The 20,176-nt window shown below is 41.0% G+C and carries 18 protein-coding genes; 6 read left to right on the top strand and 12 right to left on the bottom strand.

The features are described 5' to 3' along the window. Positions 1 to 2,006 precede the first annotated feature (2,006 nt). Together DSM02_RS19470 and DSM02_RS19475 are read left to right on the top strand one after the other, a co-directional pair. On the top strand, positions 2,007 to 2,846 hold the full coding sequence (locus tag DSM02_RS19470; protein WP_128767154.1) for a hypothetical protein: 840 nt from the start codon (positions 2,007 to 2,009) through the stop codon (positions 2,844 to 2,846). Between the two features lie 860 nt (positions 2,847 to 3,706). Continuing rightward, on the top strand, positions 3,707 to 4,321 hold the full coding sequence (locus DSM02_RS19475) for a hypothetical protein (protein WP_128767155.1): 615 nt from the start codon (positions 3,707 to 3,709) through the stop codon (positions 4,319 to 4,321). Between the two features lie 146 nt (positions 4,322 to 4,467). Here the strand turns inward: DSM02_RS19475 and DSM02_RS19480 are convergent, their stop codons facing one another. Together DSM02_RS19480 and DSM02_RS19485 are read right to left on the bottom strand one after the other, a co-directional pair. Then, a complete protein-coding gene (locus tag DSM02_RS19480; protein ID WP_128767156.1) occupies positions 4,468 to 5,310 on the bottom strand; it encodes a DUF4249 domain-containing protein in 843 nt (280 codons plus the stop codon). Position 5,311: 1 nt separating this feature from the next. Further along, positions 5,312 to 7,675: a TonB-dependent receptor gene (locus DSM02_RS19485; protein WP_240674114.1), complete on the bottom strand. Its 2,364-nt coding sequence runs from the start codon at positions 7,673 to 7,675 to the stop codon at positions 5,312 to 5,314. Between the two features lie 477 nt (positions 7,676 to 8,152). On the opposite strand from DSM02_RS19485, the gene DSM02_RS19490 reads away from it, so the two are divergent. Further along, entirely contained in the window at positions 8,153 to 8,332 is a 180-nt protein-coding gene (locus DSM02_RS19490; protein WP_128767157.1) for a hypothetical protein, read from the top strand. 272 nt (positions 8,333 to 8,604) lie between these two features. On the opposite strand, the gene DSM02_RS19495 is transcribed toward DSM02_RS19490, so the two are convergent. The 4 genes from DSM02_RS19495 to DSM02_RS19510 form a co-directional block, all read right to left on the bottom strand. After that, the gene (locus DSM02_RS19495; RefSeq protein WP_128767158.1) at positions 8,605 to 9,162 is read right to left on the bottom strand and encodes a DUF4251 domain-containing protein; all 558 of its coding nucleotides are present in this window, start codon (positions 9,160 to 9,162) and stop codon (positions 8,605 to 8,607) included. Between the two features lie 46 nt (positions 9,163 to 9,208). Further along, positions 9,209 to 10,054, bottom strand: coding sequence for a formate/nitrite transporter family protein (locus DSM02_RS19500; RefSeq protein ID WP_128767159.1), 846 nt, complete (start codon positions 10,052 to 10,054; stop codon positions 9,209 to 9,211). Positions 10,055 to 10,058: 4 nt separating this feature from the next. Then, positions 10,059 to 10,394, bottom strand: coding sequence for a cytidine/deoxycytidylate deaminase family protein (locus DSM02_RS19505; protein WP_240674115.1), 336 nt, complete (start codon positions 10,392 to 10,394; stop codon positions 10,059 to 10,061). Positions 10,395 to 10,509: 115 nt separating this feature from the next. Further along, the gene (locus DSM02_RS19510; RefSeq protein ID WP_128767160.1) at positions 10,510 to 12,477 is read right to left on the bottom strand and encodes an aconitate hydratase; all 1,968 of its coding nucleotides are present in this window, start codon (positions 12,475 to 12,477) and stop codon (positions 10,510 to 10,512) included. A gap of 151 nt (positions 12,478 to 12,628) precedes the next feature. Here DSM02_RS19510 and DSM02_RS19515 point away from each other — a divergent pair, with 151 nt between their 5' ends. From DSM02_RS19515 to DSM02_RS19525, 3 genes are all read left to right on the top strand, one after another. Beyond that, positions 12,629 to 13,606, top strand: coding sequence for a TerC family protein (locus tag DSM02_RS19515; protein ID WP_128767161.1), 978 nt, complete (start codon positions 12,629 to 12,631; stop codon positions 13,604 to 13,606). A 104-nt stretch (positions 13,607 to 13,710) separates the two neighbouring features. Then, on the top strand, positions 13,711 to 14,013 hold the full coding sequence (locus tag DSM02_RS19520) for an HPF/RaiA family ribosome-associated protein (RefSeq protein WP_128767162.1): 303 nt from the start codon (positions 13,711 to 13,713) through the stop codon (positions 14,011 to 14,013). Between the two features lie 9 nt (positions 14,014 to 14,022). After that, on the top strand, positions 14,023 to 14,505 hold the full coding sequence (locus DSM02_RS19525; RefSeq protein WP_128767163.1) for an arsenate reductase family protein: 483 nt from the start codon (positions 14,023 to 14,025) through the stop codon (positions 14,503 to 14,505). 74 nt (positions 14,506 to 14,579) lie between these two features. Here DSM02_RS19525 and DSM02_RS19530 read toward each other — a convergent pair whose 3' ends face one another. The 6 genes from DSM02_RS19530 to DSM02_RS19555 form a co-directional block, all read right to left on the bottom strand. Continuing rightward, complete coding sequence (locus DSM02_RS19530) at positions 14,580 to 14,948, bottom strand: hypothetical protein (RefSeq protein WP_128767164.1); 369 nt, start codon at positions 14,946 to 14,948, stop codon at positions 14,580 to 14,582. Between the two features lie 8 nt (positions 14,949 to 14,956). Further along, entirely contained in the window at positions 14,957 to 15,553 is a 597-nt protein-coding gene (locus DSM02_RS19535; RefSeq protein WP_128767165.1) for a nitroreductase family protein, read from the bottom strand. Between the two features lie 82 nt (positions 15,554 to 15,635). Further along, a complete protein-coding gene (locus DSM02_RS19540; RefSeq protein WP_128767166.1) occupies positions 15,636 to 15,887 on the bottom strand; it encodes an acyl carrier protein in 252 nt (83 codons plus the stop codon). A 27-nt stretch (positions 15,888 to 15,914) separates the two neighbouring features. After that, positions 15,915 to 17,183, bottom strand: coding sequence for a beta-ketoacyl-[acyl-carrier-protein] synthase family protein (locus DSM02_RS19545; RefSeq protein ID WP_128767167.1), 1,269 nt, complete (start codon positions 17,181 to 17,183; stop codon positions 15,915 to 15,917). Continuing rightward, positions 17,170 to 17,625 carry a 3-hydroxyacyl-ACP dehydratase FabZ family protein gene (locus DSM02_RS19550; RefSeq protein WP_128767168.1) on the bottom strand — a complete coding sequence of 152 codons (456 nt, stop codon included), beginning with the start codon at positions 17,623 to 17,625 and terminating at the stop codon, positions 17,170 to 17,172. The genes DSM02_RS19545 and DSM02_RS19550 overlap by 14 nt, the downstream gene beginning before the upstream one ends. Positions 17,626 to 17,628: 3 nt before the next feature. Next, on the bottom strand, positions 17,629 to 20,031 hold the full coding sequence (locus DSM02_RS19555) for a zinc-dependent metalloprotease (protein ID WP_128767169.1): 2,403 nt from the start codon (positions 20,029 to 20,031) through the stop codon (positions 17,629 to 17,631). Positions 20,032 to 20,176 lie beyond the last annotated feature (145 nt).

A 20,176-nucleotide genomic window follows, 5' to 3' on the forward strand; every position in this document is an offset into this window, starting at 1 on the left:
AAAGAATACCTATTAAAATGTCAGCACCGGCCTACTTTTTAGATCCGTAGTAAAACAAGTGAAGCCTGCAGCGCGGGGCAGTGGAGGCCTGCATCCGACGAGTGGAACGAGAGGAATGCACAGGCGCAGCGGTTTGCTATCCGCACGATAAAGGATTTGCGTAGTTTTCAAGGATGTAAAAATAAGCCTAGATTTTTTTGGTTCGTTTTTTCATCGATGGAAATCGCAGATTCACGAAGTCCCGTACAATATATACGCTGAGTAAAAAATGAACAGAAATATAAATAGAAGTTCAAGTTTATTCAAACGTAAGTACCGGCCTATTAGGAGGTTCTCGTTAAATTTGCAGAGAACGAGCGTAGCAGGCGGTTCTGTCTGAGAGCAGCGGCCGAGTTAAGCGTATGCAGCGGAGTGAACAAAAAATTTAGAGAAGCTCATGTAAGCCTAGCGTTTTTGGTTTCTTTTTTGGGCGATGCAAACCGACAGAGGTTCACGAACTCCAATATCAGTATCAGATAGGGAGCTAAAAAAGAAAGGGAATATGAATTGAAGTTTTTAATACTATTCTTTACTCACGTGATTAGTATTTCACAAGAACTCATGAACCTTCTATCCCTCGTTCCCGCACGATTGCATCGCGTGCGTTTTACATACCAGCTCCTCCTACGACCCTAAAAAAGAAGTCCGGGTGGAAGGCTGGGGATGAGGAGAAGAGTTCCAAGGTCTCACATCCCAAGTCTCACCGAAAACGAAAAACCACAGCCACAAAGCCAATTTGAACGGTAAACACTATTCCTTCCAAAAATCAGCTCCCTTCTCCAGAGGGAGAAGGGTTGGGGATGAGGAGAATACTTTTCACAGCTCAACTCTCACTTTAAAATATCCGCAATACTGAATACGAAATACCCAACAAGCCACAATTCCTCTCGAACCCTCATTATTCCCCGTTCCCGCGCGATTGCATCGCGAGTGCCTTTATGAACCAACTCCCGCTCCGACCCTAAAAAAGAAGTCAGGGTGGAAGGCTGGGGATGAGGAGAATAGTTCCAACGTCTCACATCCCACCAAGTCTCACCGAAAACAAAAAACCACAGCCCACAAAGACAATTTGAACGGTAAACACTATTCCTTCCAAAAATCAGCTCCCTTCTCCAGAGGGAGAAGGGTTGGGGATGAGGAGAAAACTTCTCACAGCTCAACTCCCACTTTAAAATATTCGCAATACTGAATACGAAATACCCAACAAGCCACAATTCCTCTCGAACCCTCATTATTCCCCGTTCCCGCACGATTGCATCGCGTGCGTTTTTAAATACCAGCTCCTCCTACGACCCTAAAAAAGAAGTCCGGGTGGAAGGTTGGGGATGAGGAGAATAGTTCCAACGTCTCACATCCCAGTCTCACCGAAAACGAAAAACCACAGCCCACAAAGACAATTTGAACGGTAAACACTATTCCTTCCAAAAATCAGCTCCCTTCTCCAGAGGGAGAAGGGTTGGGGATGAGGAGAATACATCTCAACTCCCACTTTAAAATATTCGCAATACTGAATACGAAATACCCAACAAGCCACAATTCCTCTCGAACCCTCATTATTCCCCGCTCCCGCACTATTGCATCGCGTGCGTTTTTAAATACCAGCTCCTCCTACGACCCTAAAAAAGAAGTCAGGGTGGAAGGCTGGGGATGAGGAGAATAGTTCCAACGTCTCACATCCCAAGTCTCGCCGAAAACGAAAAACTACAGCCACAAAGCCAAATTGAACGGTAAACACTATTCCTTCCAAAAATTAGCTCCCTTCTCCAGAGGGAGAAGGGTTGGGGATGAGGAGAATACAGCTCAACTCCCACTTTAAAAAATCCGCAATACTAAACACGAAATACACAACAAGCAATAATCCCTCTCGAACCCTCATTATCAATTTCATAAATAACACTATATAAATCACTTACGCTTGACAAAGTCAGAATAATACACTAATTTAAAGGACTCAAATTCAAAAGGCTATGGCAAAACCAACATCAAACCTCGGGAATTTTAAAGGTACCATTGACGGAATTACGTATTACACCTTAAATGGCGAATGGGTATGCCGAAAAACGGCGCCACCTGCTAAAGAACAAATTCAAAACGATCCCCACTTTAAAGCGGTTAGAAAAAACAATAAAGAGTTGGGCGGTGCTTCCTCATATGCCAAAGCCATCCGAATAGGGCTTTTACCCGACTTGGAAGATTTTAAGGACCATTCCTTTAATAACCGACTCACAAGCCGTTGTCTTAAAATATGCAAAGCAGGTAGGGGACCAAAAGGGGAGCGCAATGTGAACGCGTGCAATGCTCCCAATCAACTTGTTGGTTTGGATTTGAACACACAAAACAGCCTCTCAGACAGACTGCGATTTCAGCCGAAGCTGATACAAAACCCAACAAGTGTTTTGATCTCGCTTTCCGGATTAAAAAAGCAGCATTTAAAAATACCCAATTCAGCCAGTCATTTTCAATTGCTAATGATTCGCAATAACGTTTCCCCATATACATATAACAAAAAGCAGCAGAAATACACTTCAGATACACCACCAGAAGAATTGCCTAATCTCGTGATGCCAACTCCTCCGATACCACTTGATAAAATTCCGACTCCGCTGGAATTTAATATTCCGTTTTATAATGAACATCTTTACACGTGGGCGTATTTAGAGGATCCTTATCCGATATTTACAATGAAAGATGTTGCTAAAAAAACCGCGCATACCATCTGGTTGGGAATTCGTTTTGGTTTAAAAATCAATGATGAATTAGAAGCATTTGCTACCCATAATGCGATGCAATGCATTGCGGTTTATTGATCAAAACCGTTTTATAGTACTTCACAAAGCATTCTTCAACCATAATTTATCCATAGTTCACCCGTAAATCAGCCGGGGTTTACCCGTGTATAAGCCCATTTAACCCCTACAATAAGACACATCAACCACTCATCAAATACGTCTGACAAGTACATAGCATATAAAGAATATTAAACGTAAAACTGTTTTTTTAGTTTTAATCGTAAGTGATTTTAAGGTCGAAATGACTTTACGTAAAAAAGACCGGACTTTAAGTGAATGATACGAAGTACCAACGCAGTATAATTTGTATCGAAAAGTCTTTATAGAAACCAACAGCATCTCGACTGCGCTCGATGTGACAATCATCTGACAGACGGCTAGAATCCTAATCCCTAAGCTTTGGAACCAGATGCCTGAAAAAACGAAAAAGCCCAATCCCTGAGAATCGCATATTTGAAAAATTCCGGGTCCTTGTATGGAATACGTAAATTTTGAGCAGTCAGTTCAAAGCAGCTTTTTAACACCTGAGAAATCGCAACAGTCACTCAAAGATTATTTTACGATAATAATTAGTAGAACCGGAGTTGGAGTGAATGATACGAAGTGTTAACGCAGTATAATTTGTATCGAAAAGTCATGGTGACATATCGATTCCACTTCGACAAGCTCAAGGTGACACGCTCAACGTGACAGTTGGATGAGATCCTGAAACCAGTTCAGGATGACGTTGACAGATAAATGAAAATAAAAGTGTTAGAATGCGCCTATTATTACACTTTTGTTCTATAATTTTCTGCGTTGTTTTAAAAGTTTTGTGCAGCCTTTATTTGTTTCTTTTTTATCAAGTTTGTTATATGACCAGATGTACACTAATTTTAATGTTGCTATTCTACCAAGTAGCCATTTGTCAAACATTTGTCGAAGATGTTGAGAAAGTAGAAAATGTTGTGATAACATATAAAGTTGATAGTATCGGCAAACGATATGATGTCAAGATAAATAGTGATTTGACTACCTATCACAACGTAGGTTGGCAAAAGGGATGTCTAGAACATTTTATGAATGGCAAACTCAAACATCCAATGAGGATGCTAAATGAAGAATGGAGAGCCGTATATTATTTTGTAAATCCAAAGTACAGAACTAGTTCTCTCAAAAGTGAAGACATACAAAGATGTAAGCAGTTTAGAAAAGGTGAATTTAAATATGTTCAAGCAGCCTATAATCGAACGCGTATCTTAAGAAGAAGAAAACGACAGATTGAAAAGAGAGGATATAAAGATCAACGTCAAGTTTATAAAATAGATTGGATCGATGATAACAAATATGTTTTAACAACACTTAAACTTCCTTTGGATAAAGACAAAGAAAAAATAGGAAACCGTATTGATGTTGAGATTATTGAAATACTGGAGGACAATTCATATTTATACCGTTCATCTTCATCAGACAGTGATAAACTTGTGTTTGGAGTTATTAAAAAGGTAAATTAGATCTGTAATTATATCAAATAGCACTCAAAAGTACTATTATTCTAATAGTATTAAATGTTCTATAATTTACATTATGTAAAATAGAATTATTAAAGAGGTATACTGGGTTCAAAAATAAGTCTGAACCAGTTTACCCCTTCACACGTTTATTGCTCCTCCGGTACAACAACCGTTGTTTCGGTTTCTGAAAGGGCTCCAAAATAACCCAGGACTTCGGGATCCCAATTCGTGATCGGATTGGCCGGAGCGATTCCACCTCCGGAAAGTACATCAACTAAAGTTCGGTAATAATCAAAAGTAATGCGGTCTACTTGTTGCAACCTCACATGTAACGTATCTCCGGGTGCTAACCGATGCGGAAATTCATAATCCTGCACATTGCCATCGGTGAATTTATCGCGTAACAACCAGAAATTGGTGTCGCGAGTTCCGTCATCATCGGTTTCTTCATCATCCCTAAACACATATTCTTCACCATTCACCAAGACCTGCAGGCGGTAATAATTGGCTACATCAGGTGGATCCTTAAAATATGCGATGGCATAATAACCTGCTTCCTGAAATATAGAGGCCTTTTTATAGCCTACCTGAATCGAGTCTAATGCGATGGATTCAGCAGGTATCCTGCTCGTAGCAGAATAGGACGTCCCGTCTAAAGCAACGTCTAACGTATAAGCTACCCCGCGCTGCCCGCGTAGGTGAGCAGTTTGATAGACACCCGGACTCGTTTGGGTAAGTACTTCGGTTATGCCTTCATCACTCGTAATACGCACGTTTGCATGTTCTTCCACAGGAAAGTTGTTGGTATCGTAAAAAGCCACGCTTCTACTAATGCGTACGGTGTACGGTCCTTGACCATCACTGATAAAACCTGCTATAACAAGCTGAGGCTCTTGGGTATCCAGATCGAGTTCGATCACTTCTTCACAAGAAACAAACAGGACACAAAGTAAAAGACCGGTTCTTAATAGTGCACGAGTAGTTTTCATCTTAATTGAATTTAAAATTCCACGAAACAGCTGGGAAAAAACTGAATAAGGAGAGTTTGACGGCTTCGGTTCGGTTGGGGTCATTTTCGGCTTCTTTAAAATTGATTTGATACGCATTCTTTCTGCCATACGCATTGTATAAGGAAAAGGTGGTACTCATCTCCCACTTTTTGGTCTTTTTAATGCTTCGGGTTGCTCCGAGATCTAAACGGTGATACGCCGGGAATCGGTTGGCATTCCGCGTATCGTAGAGGTTTACCACTTCGTCATCTACCTCATATTTCCCTACAGGAAAGGTAACGGCATTTCCCGTACGATAGGCAAATGTAGCCGATAAGGACCACTTGGGACTCAACTGATACATTCCTACCAAAGAAAGATCGTGCGTACGATCCCAACTTGCGGGATACGGATTTCCGGTATCGATACCGTCAAATTTACGTTCGGTTTTAGACCAGGTATAACTCAACCATCCGGTAAAGCGCCCAAGGTTTTTCTTGAAATAAAACTCGGCTCCATACGACCAGCCTTTACCAAACAACAACTGAGATTCTACATTTTCATTGAAGATCAGTTCAGCTCCGGTGCGGTAATCGATCTGATTTTGCATGCCTTTGTAATACACTTCCACTGAAGTTTCAAAAGTATTGTTCTTAAAATTTCGGTAATAGCCTAAGGCATACTGATCAGAAAGCTGTGGTTTTACGTTATTGCTACTGGGAATCCACAGGTCTATGGGAGTTCCACTGGTCGAATTGGAGATCAAATGCAAATACTGCCGGTTGCGGTTGTACGATGCCTTGATCGAACTCGCTTCAGAAAGCAGATAGGTAAGCCCTACCCTGGGTTCAAAACCCCCATAGGTTTTTACAAATTCACCGGAATCATAAGTTGTGGTACTGGCTATATCTCCCTCGGCATCGTACGTGAAAATAGCTCCGGGGCCGGTTTGTGCAAACCACGAATAGCGGAGTCCGAAATTGGCACGCAGGTTATCGGTAATCTCTTGTTCATCAGAGAGGTAAACTCCGGCTTCCCAGGCATACTTTTTCTGAAGCAATAAATCATTCACATTAGCATTGGCTTCACTTCTAATTTCTCCCGGAACAAAATGATGTCGGGTCGCATTCCAGCCAAATTGCACGGTATTAGAGTTATTCCAATAATACTTATAATCTTGTTTAAGGCTAAAATCTTCAATAGCCGATTCAATACTGAAGCCGTTATTTTGCCCCTCATCCCCTCCTATTTCAACCCGGTAGTTGTAATCACTATAGAGCACCGTAGTGTTTGAGAATAGTTTATCGTTAAAAAGATGATTCCAGCGTAAGGTTGCTGTGGTATTTCCCCAGTCAAAACCAAACTCATCACTAAACCCAAACTGGTCTCTCCCAAAATACCCCGAAAGATAAATCCGGTCGTTAGCGCCTATTTTATAGTTGGCTTTTGCATTAAAATCATAAAAATAAAGCGACGTATTGCGGGTATCTTCATCATTAGATAATTTTAAAAATAAATCCAAATAGGTACGCCTGCCAGAAAGCATAAACGAACCTTTATCTTTTACAATAGGCGCCTCTATAGTGAGTCGGGAAGCAATAGTACCAATTCCTCCGGAAGCAGAAAAACCTTTGTTATTCCCGTTATTCATCTGTACATCCATCACCGAAGAGGCTCTGCCTCCATAGTTTGCAGGAATGTGTCCTTTGTACAACGTGAGGTCTTTGATCGCATCCGAATTGAATACCGAAAATAAACCCAACATATGTGAGGCATTGTAAACAGGAGCTTCATCCAAAAGAATGAGGTTTTGCCCGGCACTCCCCCCACGCACAAAAAAACCACTCCCTACTTCATTGGCTTTAATACCCGGTAACAATTGTATGGTTTTTAGCACATCTTTCTCACCAAACAAAACCGGCACTTTAGCAATCTCCTGCATATTGAGCGTATTGGCACTCATTTGAGTAGAGGTCACATTCAGATCTTTTTTCTTAGACGAAATAACCACTTCCTGTAAAGAGGTTGATTCCGGAATTAATTCGATGTGCAATTCTCTATTATCTGTAAACTCGATTCGCTGTTCTTGAGTGGTATAGCCCACGTAACTGATGCTTAGCGTATAGCTACCCTGAGGCACGGTAATGGAATAAAAACCATACGCATTCGTAGTGCCACCGGTTTCTAGTTCTTTGATCCAAACACTGGCACCTGGCAGTTCTTCTCCGTTTTTAGCATCGGTAATGCTACCGCTTAGCGTATAAGTCTCCTGAGCAGTTATCCCCATACTACTGAATAAAAAAAGAAAAAGGAGAGAAAGCAACATGGAATTACTGCCTGGAGCAGGCCTTAGATAAATCTGCATTATAGATAGTTGATTGATTTATTATAAAGACGGTTCTATTTTGCAAATGTTGTATTTTTTTTAAAAATTTGGCTAGAATGCCCCACGCTGCAACAAGCAAACAACTTAAAGTAAACTACCTCGGGGCAAGCCTGTCTGCCGACAAAGGCAGGCCCACGAGGCATTCGTTAGCAACAAATTTTCAATTTCGAGGCAAGCCTCGGGGTATTAAACCCTTTGTCGGCGCCAATAAACGGGTTATAAAAATTATTTTTTTAGGACTCTGGCTAAAGATCTTTTAAATGCACCCAGGCAGTATGCTATAGTTTTCTTAAAATAATAGGAATTAACCCTAGACTTAAGAATCCTTAAAAACTGATTTTGTAATTTATATAAAAATATTTTTAAAGCAACCTTAAGGGTACTTAAGAACGACTTTTTACTTCGGGGTGAATAAGCTTGTAAACCTCGATTAGCGTGTAACCAAAAAAATCAGTTATGAATTACCGAATTAAAATTTTCCTAATAACATTTTTAGCCGTGCTTATCTTTGTATTTGGCTTCTACTATCTGGACACCCACAAACTTGTAAATTCACTCAAGCTTGGAGCCATTGGAGGGATTGTAGTAGGTACTATAGCTTCCTTATTAGTGCCCTTTGTGGTGAAGAAACGCTAGGCATACCGGGAAATCCCTTTGAAGCAAACCGGTCCGTCTGACAAAGGCAGGTCCGCGAAGCATGAAACTGAACAATCCATTTCTAGAATACGTGTTAGCGCGTGATTGTATCGCGTGCTTATAAAGCTCGATTATCCAGTAGAGCAAATCATGCTTTTTCAAGATCAGAGCATACAGGCTGCAACTTTCAGGTCTTCAAGTAACAGGATTCCGTATTAAAGCTCTGTTTTCTTTAGACTCCTTTTGAAGTTTGAGTAAAAAGCTTTCTCAATTTATTCTGAATCCTGCTCTTTTTCTTGAAGTTCAGCTACAGCACCACGAAACTGCATCACGGTACGCTGCGTACTGTTTACTGAAAAATTAGCATTTAAATTCGGACTCAAATTGAGGATAAAATTATAAGCTTCATTTCCTTGTTTGTCTTTGGCTGAAAAGGTAATGATATACATGCCCCGCTTCGTAGTTACCGCATAATCTTTGGCGATATCTTCTATGTTGATACCGGTGTCTCTGTTCGTGTAACCGCCACCCATTCTTCGTTCTCCGAAAAAGGGTAATTCAGCATAAACACTATCCCCTTTAATCCGAAGATAATTCGGATTCCCGATAAGATTTATTTGACCTGAATTGTTTCCGGGACCTAAAATACTACTGTTAAGAACTGCACTTACCGCTACCGTATTCATAGGCATGGCAAAATTAGATTCGATTTCAAAAGACCGGTCTGCTATCCATTGATTCAAATGTGCATTGGTCGTGGCATCCCTGTTTTTAGAACTTCCACAAGAGACCAATATCAGTACAACTAATAATCCTACTCCTGGTTTCATAATCGATGGTTTTTTAGGTAACGGCAACTCCCTTAATTTAAGATTTTTAACTCACATTATTTACAAAAGCTCTGTATTTCAGCAACGCGACAAAGAATGCTCCGCCTACCGCATTACCTAGTAATGCGGTAGATTGAACCCAAAGGTATCTTCCTAATGTAAGTTCAGGACCTAAAAGGTAGGCGCTAAAGACTTCTATATTACCAATGATACTGTGATGTAAACCGGCAAAGGCCATAGTAGCTGTGATGAGAAATATAATAATGATGCGGCTTACCGTATCTTTTGAAGAAGTAACCAACCACGAGAGTAATCCCATCATCCACCCTGCAAGAATTGCGCTTACCAGGATAGTAGGTAACGAAAAGTCAGCAACGTGAGTACCAATTTTCACGATTGTTTCAGTATCAAAAATATGAAGTTGAGGCCCCAGCCAAAGCATTACCAATGCGATGAGCCACCCTCCTATTAAGTTTCCTAAAATAACCAGCCCCCAAATTCTCAACAGACTGGCAAGACTTTGTTTACGATTTAAAACCGGCAGCGTTAATAAGGAGGTTTGTTCCGTAAATAAAATGGATTGCCCTAAAACAACCAGTATAAATCCTAAGGGATAGACCAGAGCAATAATTTTGAATAAACTTGCTTCAGGCAGGGTATCTGAGAAAAAGTAAAACACACTACACAGCATCATAAAACTGAAACCCAGCTCTAAACCCGCTGTAAGCGAACTCATCAACACACTGCTGGTGCTTAGAGTATATATTTTTTTTCCTTCACAGATTTGCTCTTTTAAAATCTCCCCGTGACTTTTTGCCTGAGATTCTTCAGAAATTTCAGATTTCTCCAGTTCCTGATCTATATTCTGCTGCTTAACTTCTTCTTCGCTCATAATTCTAGTTCCAGACTGCAAGGGCTTCCTCACGCAGTACTTGTTTTAAATTAAATGCTGCATGGCTTTTTCCGGTATGTGAACAGCCTGATAAATACTTAGAATTTAACGGCTTACCAGCTTCCTGAATTACCGCCGGTCCTGCGTGCTGCATACAATCTGTAGGAGCTCCTACCCGATTAGTACCTGCTGCAATTCGGAGCGTATCTTTTGCGATAACCGCACCAAAAGCGCCTCCTCCTCTTACCTCTTTTCCTTGATGAGCCCAATTATTGGCACGTCGCAGGTATTTTTTATGTAGGTTTTCTTCCATATCCTGTTGCTCATAAACAGCTGTCAAATGTACTATTGATCAATCAATAACGCTGAGAGATTAACGCATTTATAAGATAATCCCGGTGTAGTTTTGAGCATTTGTATCGCACAAGCAGCACAAAGTATTCCTAGTAAATAATTTAAACGGAAAGTTTCTCTTTAAAGTCGTTAATGATTCCTCCTTTTAATAACACACGAATCTGCCGGTCGCTCAGCGTATGTTTGGTAGGTATGGAAATGGTCCCGGTTTCTTTTTTAATAAGTACTTCTATAGTATTTCTGTTTTTGACCAGATCAAGAAGATTTTTAAACTGAATGGTATCACCCTGCTCTATTTTTTCCAGATCATCAGGATTCTCAAACTCCAGCGGAAGGATTCCAAAATTCACGAGATTCTGCCAGGCAATACGCGCATAACTTTTAGCGATTACGGCAACCTGTCCCAGATATTTAGGGGCTAAAGCAGCGTGCTCGCGACTACTACCCTGTGCATAGTTTTCTCCGGCAACCACGATATGGCCACCCTCCTGATGTTTGGTTTCCATGGCCCGGTCGTAAAAAGTCTCATCTATCACCGTATAGCTGTATTTGCTTATTTCAGGCAGATTCGATCGAAACGGAAGCACTTCGGCACCGGCTTTTAAGATCTCATCGGTTGAAATATTATCTCCCATTTTCAGTAAAACCGGAATCTCATAACGATCCTGAAGTGCATCAATATGCGGTAAGGACTTGATATTCGGACCTTTTTTCAGCGCTACTTTACTGCCGTCTTCTGCCGGAGCAACCAGCATATCCCTATTGATGATGTGCAGTTCCGGATCCTCATACTGTGGATAGGTCATAGCATACAGATCGGCTAAATCCCGAGGATCGGTAATTTTACCCGTTAATGCCGAAGCAGCAGCGGTCTCTGGACTGCACAAATGCACCTGATCGTCCTTAGTCCCGGAACGATCGGGGAAATTACGCGGCATCGTACGCAAACTGATGGTACCGCTCGCAGGGGCCTGCCCCATCCCAATACACCCCATACACCCACTCTGGTGAAAGCGTGCTCCTGCAGTAATCAGATTGGCAAAGGCTTTAGTATCTATCATATTCTGTATGATCTGGCGGCTCGTAGGATTGACATCAAAAGAAACATCCGGATTAACCGATTTGCCTTTTACAATCGCTCCGGCAATCCAAAAATCGCGTAACCCGGGGTTTGCCGAAGAACCAATCACTACCTGAGAAATGGGTTTCCCGGCTACCTCACTTACCGGAACCACGTTTCCGGGACTGGTGGGCAATGCAATTAAGGGAACCAGTTTATCCAGTTCTATATGTTCGTGCAGATCATATTCACAACCTGCATCAGCAACCAATTCAATCCAGTCTGCTTCACGGTCCTGAGATTTTAAAAAGCGTTTGGTTTCCTGATCACTTGGAAAAACCGTTGTTGTAGCACCCAGTTCTGCTCCCATATTGGCGATCACGTGACGATCCATAGCACTAAGGTGCTGCAGTCCGTCTCCGTAGTATTCAACGATCTTACCCACGCCTCCTTTTACATCGTGGCGGCGCAGCATTTCCAAAATTACGTCTTTGGCACTCACCCAATCAGGTAATTTACCGGTGAGCTTAACCCCCATTACGTTCGGCATTTTTACAAAATAAGGTTGTCCGGCAATAGCAGCCGCGACATCCAGACCCCCCGTACCGATTGCAAGCATGCCCAGCGAACCGGCTGCACAGCTGTGACTGTCACTCCCAACCAGTGTTTTACCGGGCTTGCCAAACCGCTCCATATGCACCGGATGACTAACACCATTACCGGGGCGGCTAAACCACAGCCCGAATTTTTGAGCCGCACTGTGTAAAAACGCGTGATCATCGGCGTTTTTAAAGTCCGTTTGCAAAAGATTATGATCTACATATTGTACCGCAACCTCGGTTTTGGCGCGGTCTAAGTTCATGGCTTCTAGTTCAAGCTGCACCAGTGTTCCGGTTGCGTCTTGTAATAAAGCCTGATCGATCTTGAGACCGATTTCTTCCCCCGGAATAAGTTCGCCGGCTACAAGATGGTTGTTGATGAGTTTTTGAGTAACATTTAAAGGGTTCATTACCGTTTTTTTTTGGATTCCCCATTAAATTATAGAGAAGCATATACACCTACAATTATTTAACAGCAATTTAGAACCTAAACCTCTTGAAGGCCTGTAAACTATAGTAACTTTGTGCAATTATAAAACAGCTTAACTAATTCAATTGTATATGCTCGTCTGGGGACTTTTTATCGCTTTCATTTTAATTTGCCTTGCACTCGATCTGGGTGTTTTTAATAAAAATGACCATGTTATAAAAAGTAAAGAAGCGGGGATCTGGACCGCGGTTTGGTTTACGATTGCAATGGCTTTTAGCGGCGTGATCTACTGGCTTTTTAATGCTGAATTGGTAGAAAACCCTACAGGTTTGAGTCCAGATAGCGCCGTGTTGAAATACATCACCGGTTACCTCATAGAATTATCCCTCAGTATAGACAACGTATTTGTGATTGCTGTGATCTTTTCTTCTTTTAAAATTCCGCCTAAATACCAGCACCGCGTCTTGTTCTGGGGAATTCTGGGAGCTATTATTTTTAGAGCACTCATGATCGTTTTTGGTGTAGCACTCATCAATAAATTTGAATGGATTATTTACGTTTTTGGTGGGTTCTTACTTTTTACGGCATATCGAATGCTCAAGTCTGATGATAGCGATTACGATCCGCAGGATTCTACAGTTTATAAAGCAGTAAAAAAGCTTTTTCCGGTTACTACGAAAATGGAAGGTCATGACTTTTTCATCAAAGAACAAGGAAAAAAAGCAGCTACGCCCCTTTTCTTAGCTTTGATTGTTATAGAACTTACCGATATTCTTTTTGCCTTAGACAGCATTCCGGCTATCCTGGCGATTACAGCAGACCCATTTTTAGTATTCACCTCAAACATTCTCGCAATATTAGGATTGCGTTCTATGTATTTCTTGATATCCAGAATGCTTCAGAAGTTTCAATACATTCATTACAGTCTTGTGGTAATTCTCGCGTTTGTAGGATTAAAAATGATTTTCTCGCATATGATTGAAATCCCGGAGTGGGTTTCGCTTGGCGTAATCGTTTTAGCATTAGGAGGTGGTATTCTAGCTTCCATGTACATCAATGGCGGTGAGGAACCCGAAGCAGAAACAGGCAAAGCAGAAGAACTACCTTAAAATTTAAGTTTCATTAACGTAAAGGTGTCAAAGAAAGCCTAAAATGTATTGAAAGGCATCCGGCTTTCGTTAACTTTAAGGTTACATTATAAAAAGAAACTTTTATGAACTATAACTTTGAATATCACGATGTGGCTGCAAGTGCTGCATTAGAAGAATTTACAAAAGAGCAATTGGATAAATTAGCTAACAAATACGACTTTATCGTACGCGCAGATATTTTCTTTAAAACCGAAAATACCTCAAGTGACGAAACGGGGAAAATTGCCGGAATCAGACTGAGTGCACCGGGACCCAGATTATTTGCTGATCACAGTTCTAAGAGTTTTCACGAGTCGGTAAAAGAAGCTACCCGGGAACTCAACATTCAGTTGCAAAAACGAAAAGCTAAAATGAAGTCTCATTAAAAATTAGATATGAAAAGTATAGCAAGAGACGAAAACCAGATCACGCTCATTTACAGCAGTACCACCCGTACGGGTGAGCGCACAAACGCGCATATTGCTGCTGTAAAAGATAAAGAGCTACAAACTATAGATATTGCAAAAACGCCCCTTACCGGGACGCAATGGGCAGAATTAGCAGATGAATTGAATAAGCCCCTTAAAGAGCTGTTTAGTTTTGAAGATGTTAGTGATGATGACGAACTGAAAACAGCGGATTATGATGAGAATGATTACATCAATATCATCAAAAATCGTCCGGAGCTTTTTGCACATCCCATTATCATTCATCAAGACGATGTAAAACAGGTTACTAATCCTACCCAGGCTCAGGAGTTTTTGGGTGTTGACAGTGCCGGTTTAGATAAAAAAATGATGCACGAAGATCCTACGATCAGTAGCACGACAAAAAAGGAACGTTTTATTGATAAGCCCGATGAAGGCGATCACAACTAATAACTGTTTTAAGCATAAAAAAGCGGGTCATTTTGAATGATCCGCTTTTTTTATAAAGTGTACTGACCTTAGAATCAATCTTTTTCCACTACAGCAACGGGTTGAATAGAGGGCTTTATTTTTTCATACAATTCAAATTGGTATTCAGTCAATACCTCGCTCATAGCACCACTCTCTTCAAGACTGGCTTTATAAAGTTCGTCAAGTTTTCGGTTCCCGGTGTATGCTTTGGCTACCTGTTCCCGCATCAATAAATAGTCGGCAACGTTAGTCTTAAACAACAGATCTTGCTTAGGCGTCATCCCCAACTTGGTAGAATAGATCTTAGTCAGAGAATCTGCAGTTTTCTCAATATGTGCGGGTTTTTGTTCTAAATATTGAATTTGAGCCTGAGCCGCTACTCCTGCAAAAATCAATACCGAAATACATAGAGTTCGTAACATAGTCTTCATTATTTAGATTGAAAATTACCATTAAAAGCAAAGGCGTCAACCGGTTTACGTTCCCGCATTTTTTCAAGTTCTTGCTCTTTTAAATCATCAGACAATTGATCAGGATCTCCACCATACCGACCAATAGCAACAGCAGTAGCGATCCCAAAATCTGAGGTAAACTCAAATTCTTGATGTGCTTTTTCTTGATCTATACCGCCCATTTGATGCACAGCAATACCGTTATGATTGGCTTGAATCACAAGATTCCCCATAAAAAGTCCTAAATCATGCAGGGCGTGAAAATATGCGTCTCCATCAAAATTTGTCTTTTTATAAGCGGTAACCATCAAGACTGGAGCATGCGTAGCCCAATCTTGATTGAATGGAATCAAACACGCTAGTATACGGTCATAAACCGCATCTCCTTTAATCCCATAAATAATACGCCAGGGTTGCTGGTTGTAAGAACTAGAAGCCCATCTACCGGCTTCTAAAAGTTGTTTAACTTCAGATTCAGAAACAGGCACATCGTCAAAAGCACGTGGACTCCAGCGTGTTTTGATCACATCTATAACGTCATAATCTGTAGGGGTAATTTTTGTAAGTTCTTGCATAATGGTTTTTACAAGAAATATAACAGAATAATCCCTATGGAGAAGGGACTTTAACGCCCCTTAACGCACTACAAATAAGATTTTAACGTGTTGCTAACTTTTGCTCGATTAGGGCAATAGAAGCATCTACCGTTTCCATGTTGTCCAGCTCATCATCTTCAATGGTAATGTCAAAGGCATCCTCTACATCTAAGACGATATCTACAAGGTGTGTAGAGTTTATATTGAGATCCGTTACCAAATGACTCTCTGTAGAAATGGCATCAGGATTAACGTCTTCCGGTAAATAGGGTTTGATTATCTCTTTAAGTTTAGGGTATATATCCTGACTCATACATGTAGTTTTTTCGCTCGAGCGAAATTAAATTTTGCTAAAAATAAGACAACAGTTAACATCCCCAAAACCAAAACTCGCTTTTGCCAGAATATTAAAGTTTAAATCTGTCTTTTGGGTAGGAATTCTTGAGGTCGAAATTACTTTTTCGATCTCAGGATGAACGTTTTGCAAATTGATATTCGGAAATAAAAATTGATGCTTCAATTCTAAGACTGAAGCCACGCACTCAATACTGCCGGAAGCTGCCAGGCAATGGCCGGTCATACCTTTTAACGAATTGATATAGGGAAAATCTACTCCGGATCTCCCCAGGGCTTCACTCCAATTCTGAATCTCTAAATCATCTTTTGCCGTTGCGGTGAGGTGACCGTTAATCACATCGATTTGAGAAGCCGCTATTCCTGAATCAGTTACAGCTTTTGTTATACACCGCTTAACCGCTACAGGGTTTGGTGCAGTCATCGAACCTTCTTGACGCTGACCGCCGCTATTGCTGTGACCTCCTAAAATTTCTGCATAAATCGGAGCGCCACGTTTTTGAGCACTTTCTAAAGTTTCTAAAACAAGGGCTCCTGCACCACAACCGGGTACAAAGCCAGAAGCATGAGCATCCATAGGTCTTGAAGCCTGAGTTGGCATATCATTATATTTTGAAGGGAGTATGCGCAAGGCATCAAAGCCACACCATACATACGGCCCGCCATCACTGGTGCTTCCGGCAAGCATACGGGTTGCTTTACCTGCTTTAATACGCTCATAGGCCATAAAAACAGCTTCAGTTCCTGTGGTACACGCAGAAGAGTTTGTGGTTACGAGATTTCCTAAGCCCAGCATTCCGCCAAGATAGGCACTCACACCGCTACTCATTGTCTGTTGCACGCTGGTGCTCCCTAAACGGCGGGTATTCCCTTCGTCAACTTTATAAATGCTTTCGCGGTATTTATCTACACCCAGTGTACCCACTCCAAAAATGGTTCCGCTTTCAAAATCACACGCTTCTTCGTCAATTGCCAAACCTGCATCTTGCCAGGCTTCAACTCCTGCTGCAACCCCATAAAGAATTCCGGCTGCATTGAAATTACGCAATTGGAGTGGCGTAAAGTATTGAGCTTTTACAGCTTCAGAAATGAGGGGCATCCCTCCTAGTTGGCACGAAAACTTCAGCTTTTCAAGTTCCCTGTAAAATCGGATTCCACTTTTACCATTTTCTAGGGCTTCTTTAAAAGCAGGCACACCAACACCATTCGGGGAGCAAACCCCGAGACCGGTAACCACAACTCTATGATTTTGCATCGCCCGGTTTTAAAATACCTGAAAAAACACCACTACAAACCGTTTCTCCCGCTTCGTTCACCATCTTAACTTTAGACTTCAACTTAAAGAATCTAAAATATTCTAAATCAGAGAGTACCGTTACTTTTTCATTAGGAAAAACCGGCTTGTAAAATCGGGCTTCGTTTTCTACCATTGCCACAGTTGAATTCGATTTCAAATCGAAATCTTTATCCCGTAATAAATAGATTCCCAAACTCACCAGACCTATTTGTTGCATACATTCAAGCAAAATAACTCCCGGTGTAATCGGAAAATTCACAAAGTGACCTTTGTAAAAAGTATGGTTTTCATCAAAGGTATATTCGCCTGTTATATGGGTCTGTGTAACCTTTGTTATTTTATCTACAAATAAAAAGGGGTCTGTGTAAGGTAGCTTACGTACAATTTCTTCTTTGGTCACGGTTTAGTTATTAAGGCATTGAAAACTTCCAATAGGCGAACCATCTGGAATCTTAGGTGCGGTTACAGGTTTAAACGCATCAGGCTCTTTGATAAACCTACCTAATTCCTGAGCGATATACCGGTCATTTGCATCTGGAGACAGTGCCAGTTTCATGGTCAAATCTAAGAATTTTGAATAGGTTATAGCCTTAACCTGTGGAATTGCTTCACTATTTACAGCAAGTTGTTTTAAATGCGCTAACACCCTGTAGTTAATAGTATTTTGAACTTCAGCTAAATAAGCGTCTTTTTGCGCTTTGTAAAGGGTTTGTTCTAAAAGAATGTCCAGCACTTCATCAAAGGAGGGCAGTTTAGAATCCCAGGCGTGTTGTGCCACAATTCGATTAGCCCGTTCCGCATTCAGTAAAAAATCCAAAGTCATGGATGCTGCAGTTTCAGGTGCTCCTAAGGGATCAAAGGTGATCCCGGTATTACCTTTAAAGCTTTCTCTCGTTCGGTTAAAACCAAATGCTCGGGGCGGAAACAAACTCAGTTTCTCTTTAGGAATTGCTAAATATGCAGCATCTAATGTTTTCAGTACCGAATGTAATGCCTTTAATTGTTCGTGTTCGGAAACAGTAGCTACAACCTGCTGCTTGTCATCACCTTTTACCGAATAATTGTAGCGTAAACCACCAATGCTCTTAATAGCAGCTTCGGTTTGATACCTGTGGTAAAAATACAAAGGAACAAAGACATCTTCTAACGTGCTGTAGCTTTCGCCTGTGCGAATATTATCTATTGAAAAATTCTCAATCGCTTGTTTCCGAAGTGCCAAAACAGCATTCAGTTCAGCTGTTGCATCTGCACCAGTATCCCATAAATGGGCATCAGGATGAGAACCGGTTGAGGAACGAGCATCGCTATCAGTTATAAAACGCAAGCCCTTTGCTTCCGCTTTCTCCAGCACTTCGTTGAGGTACCAGGATGCTGTCATTCCTTTTGGTACATCTCCATAACTGTAAGCAACGGTAACCTTATCCCAATCGCCTATTCCTACTGCATACGCATCACTAAAATCAAGTGTATCATTCTTTAGACGGATTGTAGCATGTGGATAATCCATCACCGAAGCGCGATCTGCAACACTTGCGGCAAAATTATGAGCAAAACCTAGGGTATGCCCTACTTCATGAGCTGAGAGTTGTCTAATGCGTGCAAGAGCCAGTGCTAACATCGGTTCATAATCAGCATCACTCGCTGCAAAGGGTTTATTCATCAGCGCCTGAGCGATCATAAAATCCTGACGGATTCGCAGACTACCTAAACTTACGTGACCTTTTAAGATTTCACCGGTACGAGGATCTACAACACTGGCTCCATAACTCCATCCTCGTGTACTGCGATGCACCCATTGAATCACGTTATAGCGTAAATCTAACGGATCTGCGCCTTCTGGCAGCATCTTGACCTGAAAGGCATTTTTATATCCTATGCTTTCATAGGCTTGATTCCACCAGCGGGCACCTGCTAACAATGCAGAACGAACAGGCTCCGGAGTTCCCGGATCTAAATAATAAACAATAGGTTCAACGGGTTCACTAACGGCAAGCTCCGGATTTTTCTTTTGAAGCCGGTGTCTTATAATAATACGTTTATCTATAGGATCTTGCACGGGGCTTGCATAGTCTTTATAGTGTCTGAATATTGCGCCGGAACGTGGGTCAAAAGCACGCGGCTCATAGTTGTCATCCGGTAATGCTACAAACGAGTGATGCTGCACCACAGAAACCAAAGAGGCATCTGGAGCTACAGATCTTAAATTACGACCTTCAGGAGTGCCGGCGAATGTTAGCAAGGCTTCAAACTCTACATTTTTAGGGAACGCTTTGGTATGCGCTAATGCTAATGCACTTTTGGATGCATCAACTTTATAAGTACCTTCTTTATTAGATTTCAATCGTTGAGCTACATCGTGTGTATCTTCCATCAAAAAAGGAGTTAAATCAATCACATAAGTATCCCCTTTAGTTTCCTTGATCTCAAACCCGTATAAAACAGATTTAGCAAAAGCCTCCTGTACCGATTCTTTTTCCGCAACATTATCCGTTAGTGCACGGTAATCCTGGTTGGGTTGTACTAAGAGTAATTTGTTGCCTGCTTTTATAAACTTTACCAAAGCTGTACCCCCTAGTTGTCCACGATCTAAACCAATATCATTAGAACCCAAACCACTTTTTAAAGCGTGTACATATATAAATTCTGAATCGAGATCGGTGACCTCAAGATAAATGGCATCATCCTTTTCGCTATAATGAAAGGAGAAAAATCCTTTTTGAGTTTTAAGGTTTTCCTTTTTATCCAAAAATTGAGCAGAAACCACTGAAGCTAATAAAAAGAATGCGATTGTAATTTTGTTCTTCATCTATAAAGTATGTTTTTGAGAATAGCTAGTTAGTTAAAAAGGAACAAATTTGAAAAGCTATTGTTAATTATTAAAAGATTTTCAGTTTCCGTTGATTAAAATGGTGATAACGCAGTTATAGTTTAGATAATTAATGATTTATTAT

It is taken from the genome of Leeuwenhoekiella polynyae (genome assembly GCF_004104075.1).
GTDB classification, from domain to species: Bacteria; Bacteroidota; Bacteroidia; order Flavobacteriales; family Flavobacteriaceae; genus Leeuwenhoekiella; species Leeuwenhoekiella polynyae.